The sequence below is a fragment of the Pantoea phytostimulans genome (genome assembly GCF_046118715.1).
Taxonomy (GTDB): domain Bacteria; phylum Pseudomonadota; class Gammaproteobacteria; order Enterobacterales; family Enterobacteriaceae; genus Pantoea; species Pantoea phytostimulans.
The window spans coordinates 1-16,486 of sequence record NZ_CP173700.1 but is presented as its reverse complement, the minus strand read 5'-3'; the positions used below and the strand labels follow the sequence as shown (position 1 = coordinate 16,486).

Annotated in this window: 18 protein-coding genes and 2 pseudogenes; 10 read left to right on the top strand and 10 right to left on the bottom strand. The window is 49.5% G+C overall.

The annotated features are described in order from the left end of the window. Positions 1 to 30 precede the first annotated feature (30 nt). Positions 31 to 1,314: a DUF1173 family protein gene (locus ACF2G4_RS20690; RefSeq protein WP_409076345.1), complete on the top strand. Its 1,284-nt coding sequence runs from the start codon at positions 31 to 33 to the stop codon at positions 1,312 to 1,314. 705 nt (positions 1,315 to 2,019) lie between these two features. On the opposite strand, the gene ACF2G4_RS20685 is transcribed toward ACF2G4_RS20690, so the two are convergent. Together ACF2G4_RS20685 and ACF2G4_RS20680 are read right to left on the bottom strand one after the other, a co-directional pair. Next, on the bottom strand, positions 2,020 to 3,189 hold the full coding sequence (locus ACF2G4_RS20685; protein WP_409076344.1) for an MFS transporter: 1,170 nt from the start codon (positions 3,187 to 3,189) through the stop codon (positions 2,020 to 2,022). Between the two features lie 161 nt (positions 3,190 to 3,350). Next, positions 3,351 to 4,280 carry a LysR family transcriptional regulator gene (locus ACF2G4_RS20680; protein WP_409076343.1) on the bottom strand — a complete coding sequence of 310 codons (930 nt, stop codon included), beginning with the start codon at positions 4,278 to 4,280 and terminating at the stop codon, positions 3,351 to 3,353. A 127-nt stretch (positions 4,281 to 4,407) separates the two neighbouring features. Between ACF2G4_RS20680 and ACF2G4_RS20675 the strand changes: the two genes are divergently transcribed. From ACF2G4_RS20675 to ACF2G4_RS20665, 3 genes and pseudogenes are all read left to right on the top strand, one after another. Next, the gene (locus ACF2G4_RS20675; protein ID WP_409076342.1) at positions 4,408 to 4,974 is read left to right on the top strand and encodes an NADPH-dependent FMN reductase; all 567 of its coding nucleotides are present in this window, start codon (positions 4,408 to 4,410) and stop codon (positions 4,972 to 4,974) included. A 42-nt stretch (positions 4,975 to 5,016) separates the two neighbouring features. Then, positions 5,017 to 5,540: pseudogene (locus ACF2G4_RS20670) on the top strand (VOC family protein). A 272-nt stretch (positions 5,541 to 5,812) separates the two neighbouring features. Then, positions 5,813 to 6,352 carry a DUF2058 domain-containing protein gene (locus ACF2G4_RS20665; RefSeq protein ID WP_409076341.1) on the top strand — a complete coding sequence of 180 codons (540 nt, stop codon included), beginning with the start codon at positions 5,813 to 5,815 and terminating at the stop codon, positions 6,350 to 6,352. Positions 6,353 to 6,470: 118 nt separating this feature from the next. Here ACF2G4_RS20665 and ACF2G4_RS20660 read toward each other — a convergent pair whose 3' ends face one another. Then, positions 6,471 to 7,169, bottom strand: a complete 699-nt coding sequence (locus tag ACF2G4_RS20660; RefSeq protein WP_409076340.1) for an RluA family pseudouridine synthase — start codon at positions 7,167 to 7,169, stop codon at positions 6,471 to 6,473. 277 nt (positions 7,170 to 7,446) lie between these two features. Between ACF2G4_RS20660 and ACF2G4_RS20655 the strand changes: the two genes are divergently transcribed. After that, on the top strand, positions 7,447 to 7,692 hold the full coding sequence (locus tag ACF2G4_RS20655) for a YmjA family protein (protein ID WP_215844911.1): 246 nt from the start codon (positions 7,447 to 7,449) through the stop codon (positions 7,690 to 7,692). A 300-nt stretch (positions 7,693 to 7,992) separates the two neighbouring features. After that, positions 7,993 to 8,475, top strand: a complete 483-nt coding sequence (locus ACF2G4_RS20650) for a cold-shock protein (protein WP_215844910.1) — start codon at positions 7,993 to 7,995, stop codon at positions 8,473 to 8,475. A 388-nt stretch (positions 8,476 to 8,863) separates the two neighbouring features. Here the strand turns inward: ACF2G4_RS20650 and ACF2G4_RS20645 are convergent, their stop codons facing one another. Both ACF2G4_RS20645 and ACF2G4_RS20640 read right to left on the bottom strand, forming a co-directional pair. Next, on the bottom strand, positions 8,864 to 9,214 hold the full coding sequence (locus tag ACF2G4_RS20645) for a DUF3147 family protein (protein ID WP_409076339.1): 351 nt from the start codon (positions 9,212 to 9,214) through the stop codon (positions 8,864 to 8,866). 34 nt (positions 9,215 to 9,248) lie between these two features. Further along, positions 9,249 to 9,524, bottom strand: coding sequence for a metal/formaldehyde-sensitive transcriptional repressor (locus ACF2G4_RS20640; RefSeq protein WP_409076338.1), 276 nt, complete (start codon positions 9,522 to 9,524; stop codon positions 9,249 to 9,251). Between the two features lie 177 nt (positions 9,525 to 9,701). Here ACF2G4_RS20640 and ACF2G4_RS20635 point away from each other — a divergent pair, with 177 nt between their 5' ends. From ACF2G4_RS20635 to chrA, 3 genes are all read left to right on the top strand, one after another. Continuing rightward, positions 9,702 to 9,884 (top strand): DUF1289 domain-containing protein, encoded by a 183-nt coding sequence (locus tag ACF2G4_RS20635; RefSeq protein ID WP_243079632.1) that lies wholly within the window; start codon positions 9,702 to 9,704, stop codon positions 9,882 to 9,884. A 282-nt stretch (positions 9,885 to 10,166) separates the two neighbouring features. Beyond that, the gene (locus ACF2G4_RS20630; protein WP_409076436.1) at positions 10,167 to 11,138 is read left to right on the top strand and encodes a chromate resistance protein ChrB domain-containing protein; all 972 of its coding nucleotides are present in this window, start codon (positions 10,167 to 10,169) and stop codon (positions 11,136 to 11,138) included. Next, complete coding sequence (gene chrA / locus ACF2G4_RS20625; RefSeq protein WP_409076337.1) at positions 11,095 to 12,468, top strand: chromate efflux transporter; 1,374 nt, start codon at positions 11,095 to 11,097, stop codon at positions 12,466 to 12,468. Before ACF2G4_RS20630 ends, chrA begins: the two co-directional genes overlap by 44 nt. 131 nt (positions 12,469 to 12,599) lie before the next feature. Here the strand turns inward: chrA and ACF2G4_RS20620 are convergent, their stop codons facing one another. From ACF2G4_RS20620 to ACF2G4_RS20600, 5 genes and pseudogenes are all read right to left on the bottom strand, one after another. Next, positions 12,600 to 13,151 (bottom strand): diguanylate cyclase, encoded by a 552-nt coding sequence (locus ACF2G4_RS20620; RefSeq protein WP_215844907.1) that lies wholly within the window; start codon positions 13,149 to 13,151, stop codon positions 12,600 to 12,602. Positions 13,152 to 13,195: 44 nt separating this feature from the next. Continuing rightward, positions 13,196 to 13,330 (bottom strand): hypothetical protein, encoded by a 135-nt coding sequence (locus ACF2G4_RS20615; RefSeq protein ID WP_409076336.1) that lies wholly within the window; start codon positions 13,328 to 13,330, stop codon positions 13,196 to 13,198. A gap of 615 nt (positions 13,331 to 13,945) precedes the next feature. Then, positions 13,946 to 14,131 carry a general stress protein gene (locus ACF2G4_RS20610; protein WP_332626428.1) on the bottom strand — a complete coding sequence of 62 codons (186 nt, stop codon included), beginning with the start codon at positions 14,129 to 14,131 and terminating at the stop codon, positions 13,946 to 13,948. A gap of 463 nt (positions 14,132 to 14,594) precedes the next feature. Further along, positions 14,595 to 14,732 carry a hypothetical protein gene (locus ACF2G4_RS20605; protein WP_409076335.1) on the bottom strand — a complete coding sequence of 46 codons (138 nt, stop codon included), beginning with the start codon at positions 14,730 to 14,732 and terminating at the stop codon, positions 14,595 to 14,597. Positions 14,733 to 14,940: 208 nt separating this feature from the next. Continuing rightward, positions 14,941 to 15,356: pseudogene (locus tag ACF2G4_RS20600) on the bottom strand (VOC family protein). A 90-nt stretch (positions 15,357 to 15,446) separates the two neighbouring features. Between ACF2G4_RS20600 and ACF2G4_RS20595 the strand changes: the two are divergent. Then, a complete protein-coding gene (locus ACF2G4_RS20595; protein WP_409076334.1) occupies positions 15,447 to 16,184 on the top strand; it encodes a helix-turn-helix transcriptional regulator in 738 nt (245 codons plus the stop codon). Positions 16,185 to 16,486 lie beyond the last annotated feature (302 nt).

Genomic DNA, 16,486 nt, shown 5'->3' with positions numbered 1-16,486 from the left:
TAAGTTAGTTAAAAACGACAGGGGGCGACCGTGAAAAAGAACCGGTACCAAATTAATATTACCCGTAGTGGGGAAACGAAGTCTTACAGCGTGGGATTTCAGACAGAAGAGAAATTCGTCAGATCATGGCAATCCGTTCTGAAACAACATCACGGTCATGATCCACTCGTGCAGTGCTGCTGTCCGGGCACGGGTGACCGCAGGTTTGCAATCCGGCTGCGAAGAGAATCTGGCAGATATCATCTCAGCCGGTTCAGCAACAGTGGCATTGAGCATTTCCCGGAATGTGTCTGGTACTCATCAGCCTCGATTAGTGGACAACAAAGCTATACAGAGGGAGTAGTAGAAGAGGAGATCGATGGCACACTGAGAGTACAGCTTGCCGTTTCCCTTGATGGCGAGAACCCCGTTGATCGGCAACCAAGAGGAGACGGACCTCCTGGTAATCAGGCGGGGGGAAAGACACAGTCGGTTATGAAACTGCTGGGGCTGTTGAGCCTTCTTTGGACGGAGGCGGGACTTAACGTCTGGTATCCTGCAATGAAGAATAAACGATTCACCGGCTCGGTTCATGGCTGGCTGGAACAGGCAGCAGGCCGCGTACGTGCCGGTCGCACCCGGTTGAGCGATGTTTTGCTGATCGGTGCTCAAAACGCGACACCGCAGGCTGAGGCAAACAGCGATAAACTGGCTTCAGCGGCATCTGCAAAAAAGAGGCTTGTCGTCATTACCTCACTGGCCGGGTGGAATGAAGAACGCGAAGTTGCAAACACACACGTACCCGTCAGAGATTTTGCTGGTCTACCGAAACTTGAAACTGATGCCGGAACCTGGCAAGAAACCCTCAGACGGCATCCCTCAGAACATGCAGCCTGGAAACGAGGAGAGCGGGTTATCCTTATTGCCCTGACTGACGTACCTATAGGCAGAGAGGCAAAGGTGCTGAGGATGGCTTTGATGTACGTCAGTTCCCGGTGGATACCGCTGGATTCCTCACTAGAAGGGATTATCGAGGAAAAGCTGGCTGCTGAAGAACGAAGCTTTATGAAACCACTTCGATACGATTCCGAAGAAGATGATGTGTTTGCTGATTTTCATTTGCTGGATACTGAAACAAACCACCTTCCGATGGAAGTGTTTGGTATGGGTACGCCTGAGTATGTCATCAGAAAGAACCAGAAGATGGCGATCTATAATTCCCGCTATGGTACAGCAGGCTGGTGGCACTGGGATGCGTATAACTCGCCAGATACGGCAATGATCCCTGTATTTCCACCAGCCAAAATACGTAAACATAAGGATCTTCAGAAGTAGTGAGTCGATACAAGGCCTGAAATGTCCGATAACCAGAAGAGGGCGAAAGCCCTCACATTGCCCGCATTCTCTTATTTAACTACGGTTGTATCCGACCAGGCGGCTCAAAAGAACTTCTTTCCAGTGAGAGTTGTGCACGGCCTCTACAAGGTCCGGGTGCAGGACAGACATGAACAAAAATCAGCGTTCACAGGAGTCTGTAATGACCAGGCCGACCTTAGCCGTAACGCTGGCTAAGGAAGTCAGAAATACATTCTGTGATTTAACAGGTAAAGTTACTTTTAAATCAACCTAAAAGGGGCTGCCTGGAAAACGAAAAATATCCTACGCTAAGCCTGTTTTCTATACAGACTACTATCCACTGAGCGTAATGCGCGGTATTTAACCTGTCCCAGTTTGAGGTTTGTTCGCCAGACGTAATCCCCGCTAAGGTTGATATGTAGAGACAGAACGTCTTAATACCGGGGTAAGTGCCAGTGCACGTGAATTTAATACAATCCGACAAACCATAATCAGGGTACAAGCAGGGCAGTAACAATCCTGAATACAGAAACGGCTTCAGACGCTACCGACTTTGACCGTCCGCTTTGTGCCATAAGCGGACGTTAGTTAACCGGTTAAGTGAAGTGCGAATAATTTTTGCGTTAACTGTTATAGCCAGTGAATGTTTCAGATGACTTTCTCACTGGCTAGTCAAAATACCGTCTAATTCATCTCTGCAGCGTGCCCGGTTTTATCCGTAAGACCGGACAACACCGCAAGTATCAGTGCAATGACAGACAATATAGCGCCTGCCCAATTTGGCGATTGCAGACCGAATCCCGCAGCAATCACTGCGCCACCCAGCCAGGCTCCTACGGCATTACCGAGGTTGAAAAGACCAATATTAACCGCAGCGGCCAGCGTGGGGGCACCCGCTGCCCGTGCTTTATCCATCACCAGTTTCTGGATAGGTGAAACTGTCGCAAATCCAAACGCAGCCATCAGGAAAATGCAGAGAACTGACATAACCTGGCTGTGCGCCGTAAAGTTGAATATCAGTAACACGACGGCCTGAGCAGCCAGCGTGATGTAGAGCATCGGCATAAGAGCGCGATCGGCATACCGGCCACCAAGCTGGTTTCCCGTAAACAATCCCAGTCCGAACAGCAGCATCAGCCACGCGAGGCTGCTTTCACTAAATCCTGCCAGCTCCGTCATCATTGGCGCGATGTAGGTAATTGATGTAAAAAATGCCCCCGGCCCGAAAACAGTAATACCCATTGCCAGCAGCACGTTGACGTTTCTGAAGGCGTTAAACTCATGCGCAAATCTCTGGTTATGGGGTTTTGGCTGGTGCGGGATGAGCATTCCGATACTGATAACCGTAATGACCCCTATCACGGCTATGGCAATAAAGGCATCACGCCAGGAGAGGTGTTGACCTATCCAGGTACCTGCGGGTACGCCTATAAGGTTTGCTACGGTCAGCCCCATAAACATGAACGCAATGGCCCTCACGCGCTTAGACGGTGCAACCATATCTGCTGCAATAATCGAACCAAGGCCAAAGAAAGCGCCGTGCGTCATCGAGGTAATAATTCTGCCTAGTATGGCAATGCCAAGTGTCGGGGCAAACGCCGTCACCAGGTTACCTGCCACGAAGAGCAGCATCAGGAAAACCAGCATGGCTTTACGCGGGACTTTTGAACCCAGAATAATCAGGGCCGGTGCGCCGACGAAGACCCCCAGCGCATATGAGGTCGCCAGGTAGCCGGCAATGGGGATGGTGACGTTAAAATCAACGGCAATGACGGGGAGCAGCCCGGCAATGATGAATTCAGTTGTTCCGATACCGAATGCACCTATCGCCAGCGCCCATAGAGCTAATGGCATAACAAATATCCTGTAAGTAACATTATGTTTTACGTTTTAACTGCTCCGGCAGACGGGAAGGTTTCAGCCCGTAAGGCAATTAAAGCAGCGGGACGATAAGGATATAAGTTTGCTAAAAGGCGATAAACGGCCCTGGTATCTCCTCAGTGACGACAAAAAGTCTACCTAATCGAACCGAAATAGCCTTCTCCGGCCTTTTTCAGCAGTGCGTCAACGATTAGGCGAACTCTGGGTATGAGGTGCCTTGTTCGGGGCCAGATAACGTTCAACTCAACCGGGATGGGGGCATGATCTGCCATCACGGAAATCAGGTTGCCTGCGGCGATATGGCTGTTAACCATAGACTCAGGAAACTGCGCTAGCCCCACGCCAGCCAGACAGGCCTGAATCATGGCATCTCCGTCGCTTATCTGATGTGCTGTGGGGGATATATATTTCACTTCACGCTCCCCGGCCTTTCGCAGCCGCCAGGCAAGGGGGGCGCCCCGACGGTAGCCCATAATGCAGTAGTGGCTTTTCAAATCCTCCATTTCGGCCGGCAGCCCGTTCTGCTCAAGATAGGCTGGAGAGGCGCACAGGATAAGCCGCTGCCGGCTCAGCCGACGGGCGATCAGCTCATCGGTACTCTGTAGCTCTCCCAGTCGCAGAACCAGGTCAACGCCTTCCTCCACCGGGTCAATAAGACGGTCATTGAAAGTTAGCGCCAGCCGCAGGGCCGGGTAGCGGGTCATTATCTCGATTAATACCGGCATCATCAGATTCCGTCCGAAAGACGCAGGCATATCAATACGGACCGTCCCAGCGGGATTTTCCTGACGTCTGCTGAGCGTATTCTCGGCAGAGTCGAGAATTTCAAGCGCCGAGAGGCAACTGGTCAGGTAAGCCTCTCCATCACTCGTCAGGCTCAGTTTACGCGTTGATCGGTGAAAAAGACGCGTTCCCAGTCTCTCCTCAAGCCGTGCCACACTTTTACCTACGGCCGATTTGGTAATGCCCAACTGCTCCGCGGCCTCAGTGAAGCTGCTCGATTTCGCCGTAATGACAAAGTTGGTAATTCCCCGCAGGGATTCTGCTGTAAATCCGGTAGACATAAAGTTGACTCAGTGACGACTCATAGTGCGTTTATCGATGTGTAATTCTATACCAGGCTTATCGCTATCAGTAAATAAAGCACCGGCAACCGCCGGATAATCCATTTTTTAATTACAGGTGACAGCCATGTCATATGAAAAACCACTCAAATTTGTGTCTCTTCTGGGTAGCCTTCGCAAAGCATCTTTTAACGCCATTGTGGCGCGCAATCTTGCCTCACTTGCACCCACACATGTGGAGATTAGCGCACTCGGCTCTGTAGGAGAGATACCGCACTATGATGCAGACCTTCAGGCGCATGGCTTCCCCGATGCGGTGGTGGCAATGGGAAAAGCAATATCGGCAGCGGATGCGCTGATTATCGTCACGCCTGAATATAACTACTCCGTCCCGGGCGCCCTGAAAAATGCGCTGGACTGGCTTTCCCGCCTGCCGGACACCCCAGTTGCCGGCAAGCCTGTTGCCATACTGACGGCGTCACCCGGGGCGATAGGCGGTGCAAGGGCCCAGTATCACCTGCGCCAGATTCTGGTCTTTTTGGACGGAAGGGTTCTTAACAAGCCTGAAGTCATGATCGGTCAGGCCCCTTCAAGACTGGATCCCGAAAATGACAGCATAACGGACGCTGACACCCGCAGCCTGATATCAGCACAGCTCGCTGCACTTGCAAAAATGACGGCCAACCAGGGCTGATCATCCCATCACTCTTATCCGTAAACCCCTTGGGAGAAAATTATGTCTACCGAAACTATTCGCGGTATGGACCAGTTGGCATCACCGTTTCTGATATTGATGAGGCGACCCGCTTCTTCGAAGAAGCCTTTGGTGCAGAAGTTATCTATGACTCCGTTTCACAATCGGACGACGACGTGAAAGGGGAAGATACGGAAAACATCCTGAATCTGTTCCCGGGAACACGTATCACCACAGTCAGAATGATGACGCTGAAGCACGGGCCGGGGCTTGAGCTTTTTGAAATGAAAGGGCCAGAGCAGAATCAGCCTGTGCGGCCAAGCGACTACGGGTTACAGCATTTCGCCGTATACGTTAATGATATTAATGAAGCCATCAGCCTGTTTGAACGTGCCGGCGGGAAAATGTTTACCTCTCCTCAGCCGCTGATGTTTCCGACTGAGGTCGGAGACAATAACTTTTTCTGTTACGGCCGCACGCCGTGGGGCAGCGTCATTGAGCTGATATCCCTGCCAACAAAATTGCCTTATGAAGATCATACTTCTCTGCGCCGCTGGAAGCCTTGAATGTGATTGGGTGCGCCTAGGCAGGCGTACCCGTAAGGACACAATGTCAGCTCTTTGCTCATAGCGGACAGAGAACGACTTCTTACTGTCTGCTTCCTGCCATAAATGGGCATTATTAACAGAGCGGTTGTCTAAGCCTGATAACAGGTCACGCCAGCGCTGTTAGACCCTTTCAAACTCAAGCCACATCGTGATAAGCGCTTGCGATCTGGTATAGCCGCAAAAATTACAGGTATAATCCCGCAAATTATTCAACTGGTTTAGAAACAAAGATGACAAAACTTACCTTACAAGAGCAGATGCTTAAAGCTGGATTAGTAACCAGCAAAAAAATGGATAAAGTCCAAAGAACAGCTAAAAAATCACGCGTTCAGGCCCGTGCGGCAAGAGAAGCGGTTGAAGAAAACAAAAAAGCACAGCTAGAACGTGACAAACAGCTAAGTGAACAACAAAAACAAGCCGCTTTATCTAAAGAGTATAAAGCTCAGGTGAAGCAACTCATTGAAATGAACAGAATCGACATTTCAAAAGGGGATATTGGTTTCAACTTCACAGACGGCAATTTAATTAAAAAAATAGTTGTGGATAAGATGACGCAAGCTCAGCTGATTAGTGGGCGTCTCGCCATTGCTCGTTTGGTTGTTGATAACAGTGGCGAGAGTGAATACGCGATTATCCCCTCGAGCGTAGCCGATAAAATTGCGCAGCGAGATGCGAACAGTATTGTATTAAACAGCGCCCTCAGTCAGGAAGAGCAGGATGAAGAAGATCCCTATGCTGATTTTAAAGTGCCCGATGATCTGATGTGGTAATCATCGGTTACAGAGCTCAGATCTCACGTTCAAATGCCTCTGGTTTAGTCTCCCCGCAGGGGTCTTTAGCATCACGTCGGGTAACTTTGCGGAAGCATCGTCATAGATTCATTCGCATTCAGAACGGGCAGGCGTTACGGGCTTTGATCCCCTCTCCGTTGATGGGATGAGCAAAATGCAACTCGCTGGCGTGTAGCATCAGCCGCGGCGTCTGTTCAGTACCGGGCAGCAGGCGACCACCATACAGGTCACAACCCAAAATAGGGTGGCCAAACTGCTGGCAGTGAATGCGGAGTTGATGGGTACGCCCGGTCTCCGGGGTTAGCGCCACACGCGTTAACGGCAGAGACATCCCCTTGTCCAACTCATGATAAAAGCGCTCAACGACCCGATAGCGAGAGCGAGCAGGCTTGCCGTGAATTGCGCAAATCGTCATCAGTGGAAACAGCGCAGGGTCTTTGGCAATCGCAGCGTCTATTACTCCTTCGTCATTGTCTGTATGTCCGCAAAGCAGTGCGCTGTACACCTTGGTCACACTGCGCTGGCTGAACTGCTGGCAGAGAGCGGCATTTATGGCCTTGTTGCGGGCAATCACCATCAACCCGGAAGTACCAAAATCAAGGCGATGTACCAGAGTGCAGCCGGGGAATATTTGTACCATCCGATGATGCACAGAATCGAGATTTTGCGGATTTTTCCCCGAGAGGCTGAGCAGCCCGGCGGGCTTATTGATAAGCACCAGATGATCGTCTTGGTAGAGAATCTCAATCTTTTCATGGCAGGGCGGGGCAATAAAGGTATCGATAATCTTAGACATCAGGCTATCCGCATGGAAAAGGGGAGCGGATGATAACGAAATTTAAGTCGACTGACGACTCTGGCTGTTAGTCTAATAGAGCGTTTGAGAACACCCTGTCACAGTAATGACGGCGCCAGATATTTCGCGATTTACTCTGTTGGCGGTGCAAGCACAACGGTGTTAATTTCACGCTGAGTTATGCATGGCGAGCAGAAAAAACAAAATCATAATGTTATTATTCAGGCCATAGGATGCAGGCAGCAATTGCCATACGTACTCACTCTGGGAATGACTTATGAACAATGAAGTACCATTAAAATACTATGACATCGTAGATGAGTATTCTACGGAAGCCGCAAAGCCGGTAAGCGATTCAGAACGCGATGCACTGGCGCGCTATTTTCAGCAGCTGATCACCCGTTTAATGAATAACGAAGAGATCAGTGAAGATACCCAGAAAGAGATAGCCGTTGAAGCGGGTATCGACGAGATGCGTATTGATGATATCGCTACGTTCCTGAATCAATGGGGCAATGAGTAACGCTTATTAGCGTAGTTTGAGAAGGGTACAAAGTGAGTGGGTTGTGTCCGCTTACCCGTTCCGACGTACGTCTAAATGGTTTCCAGCTGCGCCGAACGCGCAGCCTTAAGGTCCCTTCACTTCTCTCTTGTCGCCTCTTCAGCGTTTCAGTTGGCGTCGCTTATGCCTTCTTCTGACTGTCTACTCGCATAGCAGAAATTTATCGTCCAGACTTAAACTGAAGACATAGTCTGAGCACGCATTGTGTTTTACACTGCGCGCTGAAAAAAATTGAGTAGATAAACGAATAAGTAGGCGGTAATGGCGATGAACGGAACGATCACAACCTGGTTTCAAGATAAAGGTTTTGGATTTATCAAAGATGAAAACGGTGATAACCGTTATTTTCATGTGATTAAGGTCGCTAACCCGGAGTTGATTAAGAAAGATGCGTCGGTGACTTTTGAACCCACCACAAATAACAAAGGCTTGTCAGCTTATGCTGTGAAAGTCGCACCGGAAAGCAAATACATCTATATCGCTGGCGAGCGCATCAAGCTCACATCAATCAAATCTTACCTGGTTTACAGCGAAGAAGTCCCTGCTGATACCCGCATTGATAAAGAAAATGCGGTACTGTCTGTGGGTTTACTGATGGGCAGTATCAGGCCGAAAACATCTGCTAAAGCGGGTGAAATGCGCTCACTGAAAAAACTGGCGATCACCACTTTTCAGGGAACGACACTCATTTTCTCGGAAGATGAGATTGACGTGGATACAACAGTGAAAATGCTCAAGGTCTGAAAGACTTTGGGCTAACTTCAGGCCGAAATCCTGCGCCATTAATAAGCAGGATTTCGGCCTTGCTTACTGAGCTTAATACGTTTTCTTGCCATCAATGCGGAACCCTGCTGGTGGGTTGCAGAATAATGAAGTTTTTATCGATACGGTAAGTGATAGTTTTGCCAGTTTAGTTACATCATTCTATTAATGGTTTTGGTTAGAGCACCGCTTAACTTCAGCAAACGCCATTGAGCTTGAAATGTCTACACCTCAAACGTCAACCTGAAATGACTTCCTGTAAGGGCGCGTCGCACGCATGATGAAATCAGCTCAACAGACTGCGGGATTAATGCTGACGCAGTCATTGCTGAAAGTGTGAAGGGTCTGGCAGGAAAGGAGGCGAGTAAATTCACATCAGCTCAACGCCAAAGCGACGCAATATAACGGCCCAGATCACGAACAGCAGAATCGTCATTACGCAGCATATCGCCAGGGTGAGCCAGAAACCAAAACGCTGATACAAAAATGGAAAGGCGATAAACATCGGCAGCGTCGGCACTACGTACCAGAAAGTATACCAGGCGTGGTTGGCAATCTTTTCCTGCGTCTGCCCCTCAAGCTTCATCCACACCAGCACCAGCACCGTAACCAGAGGCAGGGCGGCCAGCAACCCTCCAAGCCTGTCGCTGCGTTTTGCCACTTCAGAAATCAGAACCACCATACCGGCGGTAATGGCGTATTTTATTATGATCCAGAGCATTTGTTCTCCTTTCTGCGGTAATCCGGCTTATCGGTTATTTCATATAGGCGCGGATAACCGCCACGATGTCTTCAAGGTCGTTTTCTCGATCTTCCGGCGTGGCGGATTCACTCATCAGGTGTTCCCGAATATGGCCTTCCAGCAATTCATTCATCAGCCCGTTGATTGCTCCCCGGACAGCAGCCACCTGCTGCAACACCTTCAGGCATTCCGTGCCTGATTCCAGTGCTTTTTCAAGCGATTCTGTCTGACCTTTAATGCGTTTAACGCGCAACAGCAATTTTTTCTGGTCTTTCAGCGTATGCGACAAAGGTGCCTCCATGTTGTTAAGTAGTATACTGGGGTATAGTATATATAAAGGTTAACGTTCTGGCATGCTTAAGTCGTAGTGAGATACTTTCTGTATAACGCCCCGGTTCACATTTTGGCTGGCATTCATGCCGGAATCCCCCGGAAGGGGTTTTGATATCTTTAATGAGGAGTCCTTATGGCCGCTAAATCACCCTGCACAGACATATGTGCTTTCGATAATGCCAAAGGATGGTGCCGGGGCTGCGGACGTACGCTGAAGGAAACGCGGGAGTGGCGTAAACTTTCACCTTACCACCGCAAGGAAATTGAGCGTGTTCTACCGGCTCGCCTCAAAATCGTGCGTATTGAAACAGAATAAAGTCACCGGCTCCGGCTGTACCGCGTTGCCATTATGATACCGGATGCCAGGTAATCTTTGTTTCTGCTTTCTTTCTGCTGAGCCACTGCCGGCCGGAAGCATGCGGGTGGCAGAGCGATTAAGGCGTAACGCAATTTTATCATCCTCCTCACTGGGTTCCCTTTCTGAAACAAAAACCAGCCTGTTTCCTGAGTTTTCGAATGACACAGGAAGCGGCCTAATCCTAGAATCAATAAATTTGTAGCGTATATTATTTTTTGTAGTAATTTCTACGCAATGAAAATACACATTCTTGTACTGACGCTCTCGACAGAGCAGGCCACGCTGCGCATGCGCGTATGGCGATCGCTGAAAAATGCAGGTGCAGCCGTGCTGCGCGACGGCGTATACCTGCTTCCTGACGTTGAAGAGGGCTATGTGACTTTCGTCCAGACAAGTCAGGAGATACGCGACGAAGGTGGCTCAGCGTACGTGTTTACCGCAGATTCTGCAGAAGACGATGCACTTCGTCCGCTGTTTGACCGCTCAGAACAGTACGGCGCGTTTCTGCAGAACCTGACGGCCTGCAGAAACGGACTGACCAGCGATACCGCAGCCAGCCAGCTTAAGCCGCTCAGGAAATTGCGCCGCGAGTTTGACAAGCTGAGCGCCATTGACTTTTTTCCCAGCGAAGCGCAGAGACAGGCCAGAGCCGCTCTTGCTGAATGTGAACTGCATATAAACTGGCTGATTTCTCCTGACGAGCCGCATGCCCGGCAAGGAGACCTGACCCGACTCTGTAAAGAAGATTTTCGCCGCCAGGTGTGGGCGACGCGTAAGCGGCCTTGGGTTGACAGGCTGGCCAGCGCCTGGCTTATCCGTCGATTCATTGATGACGAAGCCCGGTTTCTGTGGCTTGAAAATGCAAATGCCTGTCCGCCCGACGCCATTGGGTTTGATTTTGACGGCGCGCTTTTCAGTCACATAGACATGCGGGTGACGTTTGAAGTACTCGTCACCCGCTTCGGTCTTGAGCAGGAGGCACTGAATGCCTTCGGGCAACTGGTGCACTATCTCGATGTGGGCGGTATTCAGCCCGCTGAGGCAGTAGGCGTCGAAAGCATCTTGGCAGGATTACGCCAAAATATTACGGATGATGACGAACTGCTGTCAGCAGCCTGCCTGGTGTTTGACGGTCTGTTGAACTCTTGTGAAAAAAGGTGCAGTAATCATGAACAAAGTATCATCCGTCGCTCTACCGGAGACAGAAAGTAAAATCTCTCCGGTCACTTTACGTGAAGCTTTTCTGTTCTGGCTGAAGCTGGGCTTTATCAGCTTTGGCGGACCTGCTGGGCAGATTTCCATTATGCATCAGGAATTGGTCGAAAATCGGCGCTGGATATCCGAACGGCGTTTTCTGCATGCGCTTAACTTCTGTATGGTGTTGCCTGGCCCGGAGGCGCAGCAGCTGGCAACCTATATTGGCTGGCTGATGCATAAAACGTGGGGCGGCGTGCTGGCAGGCCTGCTGTTCATACTCCCCTCGCTGCTGCTTCTCATTGCGCTTTCGTGGATCTACATTGCCTGGGGAGATGTAGCCGTAGTGGCCGGCATATTTTATGGTATCAAACCTGCCGTGGCGGCCATTGTGCTTCAGGCCGCACACCGCATCGGCTCCCGCGCACTGAAAAATGGCACACACTGGGCCATCGCGGCGGCGGCATTTATCGCCGTCTTTGCCCTCAACGTATCGTTCCCGCTGATTGTCATTTTTGCAGCCGTAGCCGGATTCATTGGTGGGCGCATGGCACCGGAAAATTTTACGGGCGGTAACGAGCACAAGGTGCAGGATAAGAGATATGGTGCTGCCGTTATTGACGACAACACACCGCTTTCGGCCCATGCCGTTTTCAGCTGGCTGCGTATGGCAAAAGTTATCGCTGCCGGTGCAGTGCTTTGGTTCATTCCGATGGTATCGCTGGTTGTCCTGCTGGGATGGGACCATCCGGTTACGCAGATGAGCTGGTTCTTCACTAAAGCCGCGCTTCTGACCTTCGGCGGTGCCTATGCGGTACTTCCTTATGTTTATCAGGGCGCGGTTACACATTTTAGCTGGCTGACGCCGGGACAGATGATGGACGGTCTGGCGCTGGGCGAGACCACGCCTGGACCGCTGATTATGGTCGTAACCTTTGTGGGCTTTGTAGGCGGTTACACGAAAGCCGTGTTCGGCCCGGATACACTATTCATTGGAGGCGCGGTAGCTGCCTGTTTGGTGACATGGTTTACCTTTCTACCCTCGTTTATTTTCATCCTTGCTGGCGGCCCTTTTATTGAAACAACGCACAATAAAATTGGCTTCACTGCACCATTGACGGCGATTACCGCCGCTGTAGTGGGAGTTATTCTTAACCTGGCATTATTTTTTATCTGGCACATCATCTGGCCCGCAGGCGCAGAAGGCGGCATTGATGTCTGGGCAGCTGTTATTGCTGTTGCTTCCGCCGTTGCGCTTTTCCGCTATAAGTGGAAAGTCACTCATGTCATTGCTGCTGCAGCAATGATGGGGCTTGCGGTGCATCTGTTCGGCTTTTCACCGGTGTGATATTCGTATGGCCATTGCTGAATTGCGCCTGTCAACAACATGAAATCGGCGTAATAAATTACAGTCTGTAAAAGAGGAAACCCTGAATCGCCCATAAAGGTATTTTGCTCTCCTGTTTAACCTGCCCCTTATCAGCCTTTCCTGGCTTTTCTTCCACGCCAGTATTCCTCAAGATAAGGCAGCACTTCCAGGAGAAAAATCCCCGTAAGGACGGCGACAATATAACCGGTCGGCAAAGGGTCTGCTCTCTGTTTCAGTTCAAACCGGGCAGGTTCTTCCCCGAAACCAAATAACGCCAGAAACTGCGGCCAGTGACGTGAGATGACCAGCAGTAGGGCCATAAGGGGGACCATTTCAAGGAAACTGTGAACGTGTTGCTCAACCGGGGAAACTCGCCTTGCGGTCACTGCATAGCTGACATCCCATAAGGCGGTGGCCTCATGACAAAAGAACAACACAATCATGAACGCAATAACCAACGCGTTAACGTCCAGAAAGAGGGCTGAAAGTAAAGGCAGACCCATCTCTAAAAACATCAAGATATGAATGTAAGTTTCTTTGAGTCCGGTAGTCGTTTCTATATCCGTTGCTCTGTGGCAAAGCCAGTCGGCAAATCCGGCAATAAGCCATACAGGCAGAACGAAATAAAGCAGCAGCAGCATCTGTGGATCGGAATGATACATCACATTTTCCCTGCATATCGAAGGTAAAGCATAGCCATTGCTGGCTATACCCAACAATTCTGGAACACGTTATTTACCGTTTCTTCATAAATAAACAGAAAGCGCTGTACTTTGGCCTGGCTTTTGACAACCTGCAACCGCGTCATTCTCAGTTTTGCTTCTGCGAGGCTATCAGACATTTCATCCTCTTTATATCGAAGCCTGTCTGAATGATGATTTTTAATTCTCACTCATACACTTGCATGGCCAACTGAAATAAATAACTTTGTTTAACTAAAGATTAATGTAATTAACTGACTCATCCACCTAAAAAGAAAATCACACAGCATGTACGCAAACTGGCAAGGGAGGATGAACTACGGTTTCAGGCCTCAGGCAAGAGACAAGAATTTCAACGCAGTTTTCTTCCGGTTACCGCGTTTGCCTACGCCGTTCAGAAAGAGACAGAAGCTACTGCTTTCGCTTTCCCTCTCCGGGACGCTGTCACACGGTTTCCTTTCTTTGCTTTCTGCTGCTGGTATTCCTGCTGCGCTGCAGCTGTGTCCCCCGGGTGTCTGTCAGCAAAGGTCAAATGCTTTAACACGCTGATGGCCCCCTACGGCGCCCCGGCTTTACCAGGTGCTCAGCCCGACTGCGCCGGCTGGCCTCAAATGATGTTGGAAAAAGGTAAAATGGTCAGCGTTCTGACACCAAATTAAGTGTAGTTCTCAGTTTCGGATGAGGCGAGGGCACAGTTTTCATGAGTAAAAAACCCGCCGGAGGCGGGCTTTTTACTGGTTTATGAAAAATGCAGCTCAGGAAGCAGACCCCGCCGGGCGCCCCTTCCGGCTGATCAGACCGCCTTTTCGTCCGGCCTCACTGGCACGCTCAGGGCTGTTTTTAAAGTTTCCCCCACTGGCCTGCCCGCCTTTTCTGCCCGCCTCAGCGGCCCGTTCCGGGTTCTCCGCAAAGTTTCCTGCCCCACCACGGTGTTCTGCCATAGCCCCTCCCGGGAAAATGTGAGTCATCACATCATTGAGCATAGCGTTTTTATCTGAGAAGTTAGATTTAAACAGATAAATATTATAATCGAAGCCACTGGCAGCAAAAGATACCGCACCCACACAACCGGTGATCTAACAGCGGAGCACTGCCATGAAAGGCAATTCGCCAAAAAAAATCCCGCCGTAATGGCGGGAACATGAGGAGTTTAGGTTAGTTATTATTAAGTAGTCCGGTATTTTGCCAGATTTAAAGCCTAAAAAATAAATGGGCTCTCATGCAAGTTAGCCGGCTGCTGTTTTGGCCTCAGGGATGCCTGTGACAACCTCAGTCAGGCGTTTTATTTAACCGAGAAATGCATCGGCTTACCGTTTGCGTTTGCTGAAAGCACACGCATCCGCTTCTGGCACAATACTCACGGGAACTGGATGCCCCTTGTCTGTTATGAGCGAAAAGCGGACATCAGACCCCAAAATTGTCTTTGCCAGAAACAGGAATATTGCGTTTTTTCTCTTTCAGCCCGAGCCGGATACGAATTGCCCAGACAGGAAATATCTGTAGCGGGCGTTTTTGGCCGATATAAGGGAGCATTGTAGTCATAAGCAATCTCCAGTTATTAAGGAGATGTGATGATGTCCGGCTTATAAGAGCGAATAGCGGAGATGTCGCTATTTTAAACAGCAATAGCTTTTCGGTAATAATAAAGCCATTGCTGATACATTTGGATTTCATTCCAAATGATCGCAGGTCAAAGTGACAAAAATGAAAAGTATTATCATCCCGTCATTTAACTTTTTGGACATGCCCGTTACCGTTTAAAGCGATTAATTGCCGTATCAGTTACCGGTGTGAAAAATGAAATCAATGTACCTTCAGGATCGCGGATCTGCATTGTCCTGTTTCCCCAAGGCATATTTTTCGGTTCATGGAAAAACTCATTGCCAAATTCTTTTAATCTGAAAAATTCCTTATCAATATCATCCACCATAAATTCGAGAATAGCTGACTGATTGGAAGCCGGCTGTGCACAATTTTCTTTGAAGAAAACGACCGTTTCTACGCTCCCTATGGCTAGTACTGGTACTGGTACTGGTACTGGTACTGGTACTGAGGTGATGATTTCAGCAAAGACAGGGGCAAGCCATTCAGCCTGATAACCAGCTCATAAAATTCAACAGCTTTTTTGATGTCTTGTACAATAAGGCGCATTGATACTAACTTAATGGTACTTTCCTCTTTGCTGCGAGAAGCGCAGCTTGCTGGAGTATCATCGTTCAAGCCTGCGGACAGCGTGGTGGCAACAGGTACAAAAAAATGCGACGTGCAGATCGACTTTTCCAAATCATCCAGATACTCAGACGGTCAAATTTTCCGGTAACCGCAGCAAGGCTTGCGGAGGAACTTGAGGTATCTAAGCGAACGATTTATCGGGATATTGCTGACCTGGCAGGACAACGTGTTCCTGTTGAGGGGGAGGCCGGTACTGGTTACAGGCTCAGCGTATATTACGATATGCCACCCTTGATATTCAGCGACGAGGAACTTGAGGCGGTATTTCTTGGCGTTGAACTGGTGCAACACCTGCCGGATGCCACACTCGCGAACAACGCAAAAGATGTTTTGTCGAAAATATCATCCGTGTTACCTGAAAAATTACTGGGATTTTTAAATCAATCGGCGGACGCTATTAAACCTGAAGAATCAGGCAGCTATAAAACCGATACGCGGTTATTCAGAGCCGCAATACGCTGCGGTAAAAAACTGCCACTTGAGTACCGTTCCGCCGATGGCGAATTCTCCAGCAGAATCGCTTGGCCCATTGTCCTTGGATATGACCTGGCTCATTGTCTTCTCATTGCCTGGTGCGAAAAGAAAAGGGGTTTCCGACATTTTCGTGCCGACAGATTGGTAAAGATTGTTTTACTGGATGAACCGATAGGTTCAGGTAGAAAATTGCTCAGAGCACAATGGAAAGAATGGCGTGAAGCAGCGCATTTGCAGCACAGAAATAAAGTTAACCATGTTGTTAAAACTTCAATTGAAAGAGAGTAATGGCTGCAACACTTAAACGATATGTTGAAGCGCTCGGTGGCCAGTTAACGAGAGCGAAGAGCAGACGTTAACCTCACATGGATATAATCAGTTTGTCGGAAGCTCCCTAAAAATAGACGGTTCGAATGCGCGTTCAGTGGCCACAAAAAGATTCGGCTGCTGAGGGCAAGGCCGGCAATGACGCATGAGGTTTTCACGCCAGCTGGACTGGGTAGTAAGGCGGCTCTGATCTGTTCAGAACAGTAACAGATCCCTACAGCGATAAAGTCAGGCATTACCTGCCAAACTGATAGCGAATAGCG

Bases quoted from the DNA above. Each gene is read 5' to 3' on its own strand.
- ACF2G4_RS20610 (WP_332626428.1), bottom strand. From the start codon at position 14,131: ATGGCAGAACACCGTGGTGGGGCAGGAAACTTTGCGGAGAACCCGGAA.
- ACF2G4_RS20635 (WP_243079632.1), top strand. From the start codon at position 9,702: ATGGCCGCTAAATCACCCTGCACAGACATATGTGCTTTCGATAATGCC.
- ACF2G4_RS20645 (WP_409076339.1), bottom strand. From the start codon at position 9,214: ATGCTCTGGATCATAATAAAATACGCCATTACCGCCGGTATGGTGGTT.
- ACF2G4_RS20650 (WP_215844910.1), top strand. From the start codon at position 7,993: ATGGCGATGAACGGAACGATCACAACCTGGTTTCAAGATAAAGGTTTT.
- ACF2G4_RS20605 (WP_409076335.1), bottom strand. From the start codon at position 14,732: ATGACTACAATGCTCCCTTATATCGGCCAAAAACGCCCGCTACAGATA.
- ACF2G4_RS20655 (WP_215844911.1), top strand. From the start codon at position 7,447: ATGAACAATGAAGTACCATTAAAATACTATGACATCGTAGATGAGTAT.
- ACF2G4_RS20680 (WP_409076343.1), bottom strand. From the start codon at position 4,280: ATGTCTACCGGATTTACAGCAGAATCCCTGCGGGGAATTACCAACTTT.
- ACF2G4_RS20675 (WP_409076342.1), top strand. From the start codon at position 4,408: ATGTCATATGAAAAACCACTCAAATTTGTGTCTCTTCTGGGTAGCCTT.
- ACF2G4_RS20595 (WP_409076334.1), top strand. From the start codon at position 15,447: ATGCGACGTGCAGATCGACTTTTCCAAATCATCCAGATACTCAGACGG.
- ACF2G4_RS20660 (WP_409076340.1), bottom strand. From the start codon at position 7,169: ATGTCTAAGATTATCGATACCTTTATTGCCCCGCCCTGCCATGAAAAG.
- chrA (WP_409076337.1), top strand. From the start codon at position 11,095: ATGAACAAAGTATCATCCGTCGCTCTACCGGAGACAGAAAGTAAAATC.
- ACF2G4_RS20685 (WP_409076344.1), bottom strand. From the start codon at position 3,189: ATGCCATTAGCTCTATGGGCGCTGGCGATAGGTGCATTCGGTATCGGA.
- ACF2G4_RS20615 (WP_409076336.1), bottom strand. From the start codon at position 13,330: ATGTCTGATAGCCTCGCAGAAGCAAAACTGAGAATGACGCGGTTGCAG.
- ACF2G4_RS20665 (WP_409076341.1), top strand. From the start codon at position 5,813: ATGACAAAACTTACCTTACAAGAGCAGATGCTTAAAGCTGGATTAGTA.
- ACF2G4_RS20620 (WP_215844907.1), bottom strand. From the start codon at position 13,151: ATGTATCATTCCGATCCACAGATGCTGCTGCTGCTTTATTTCGTTCTG.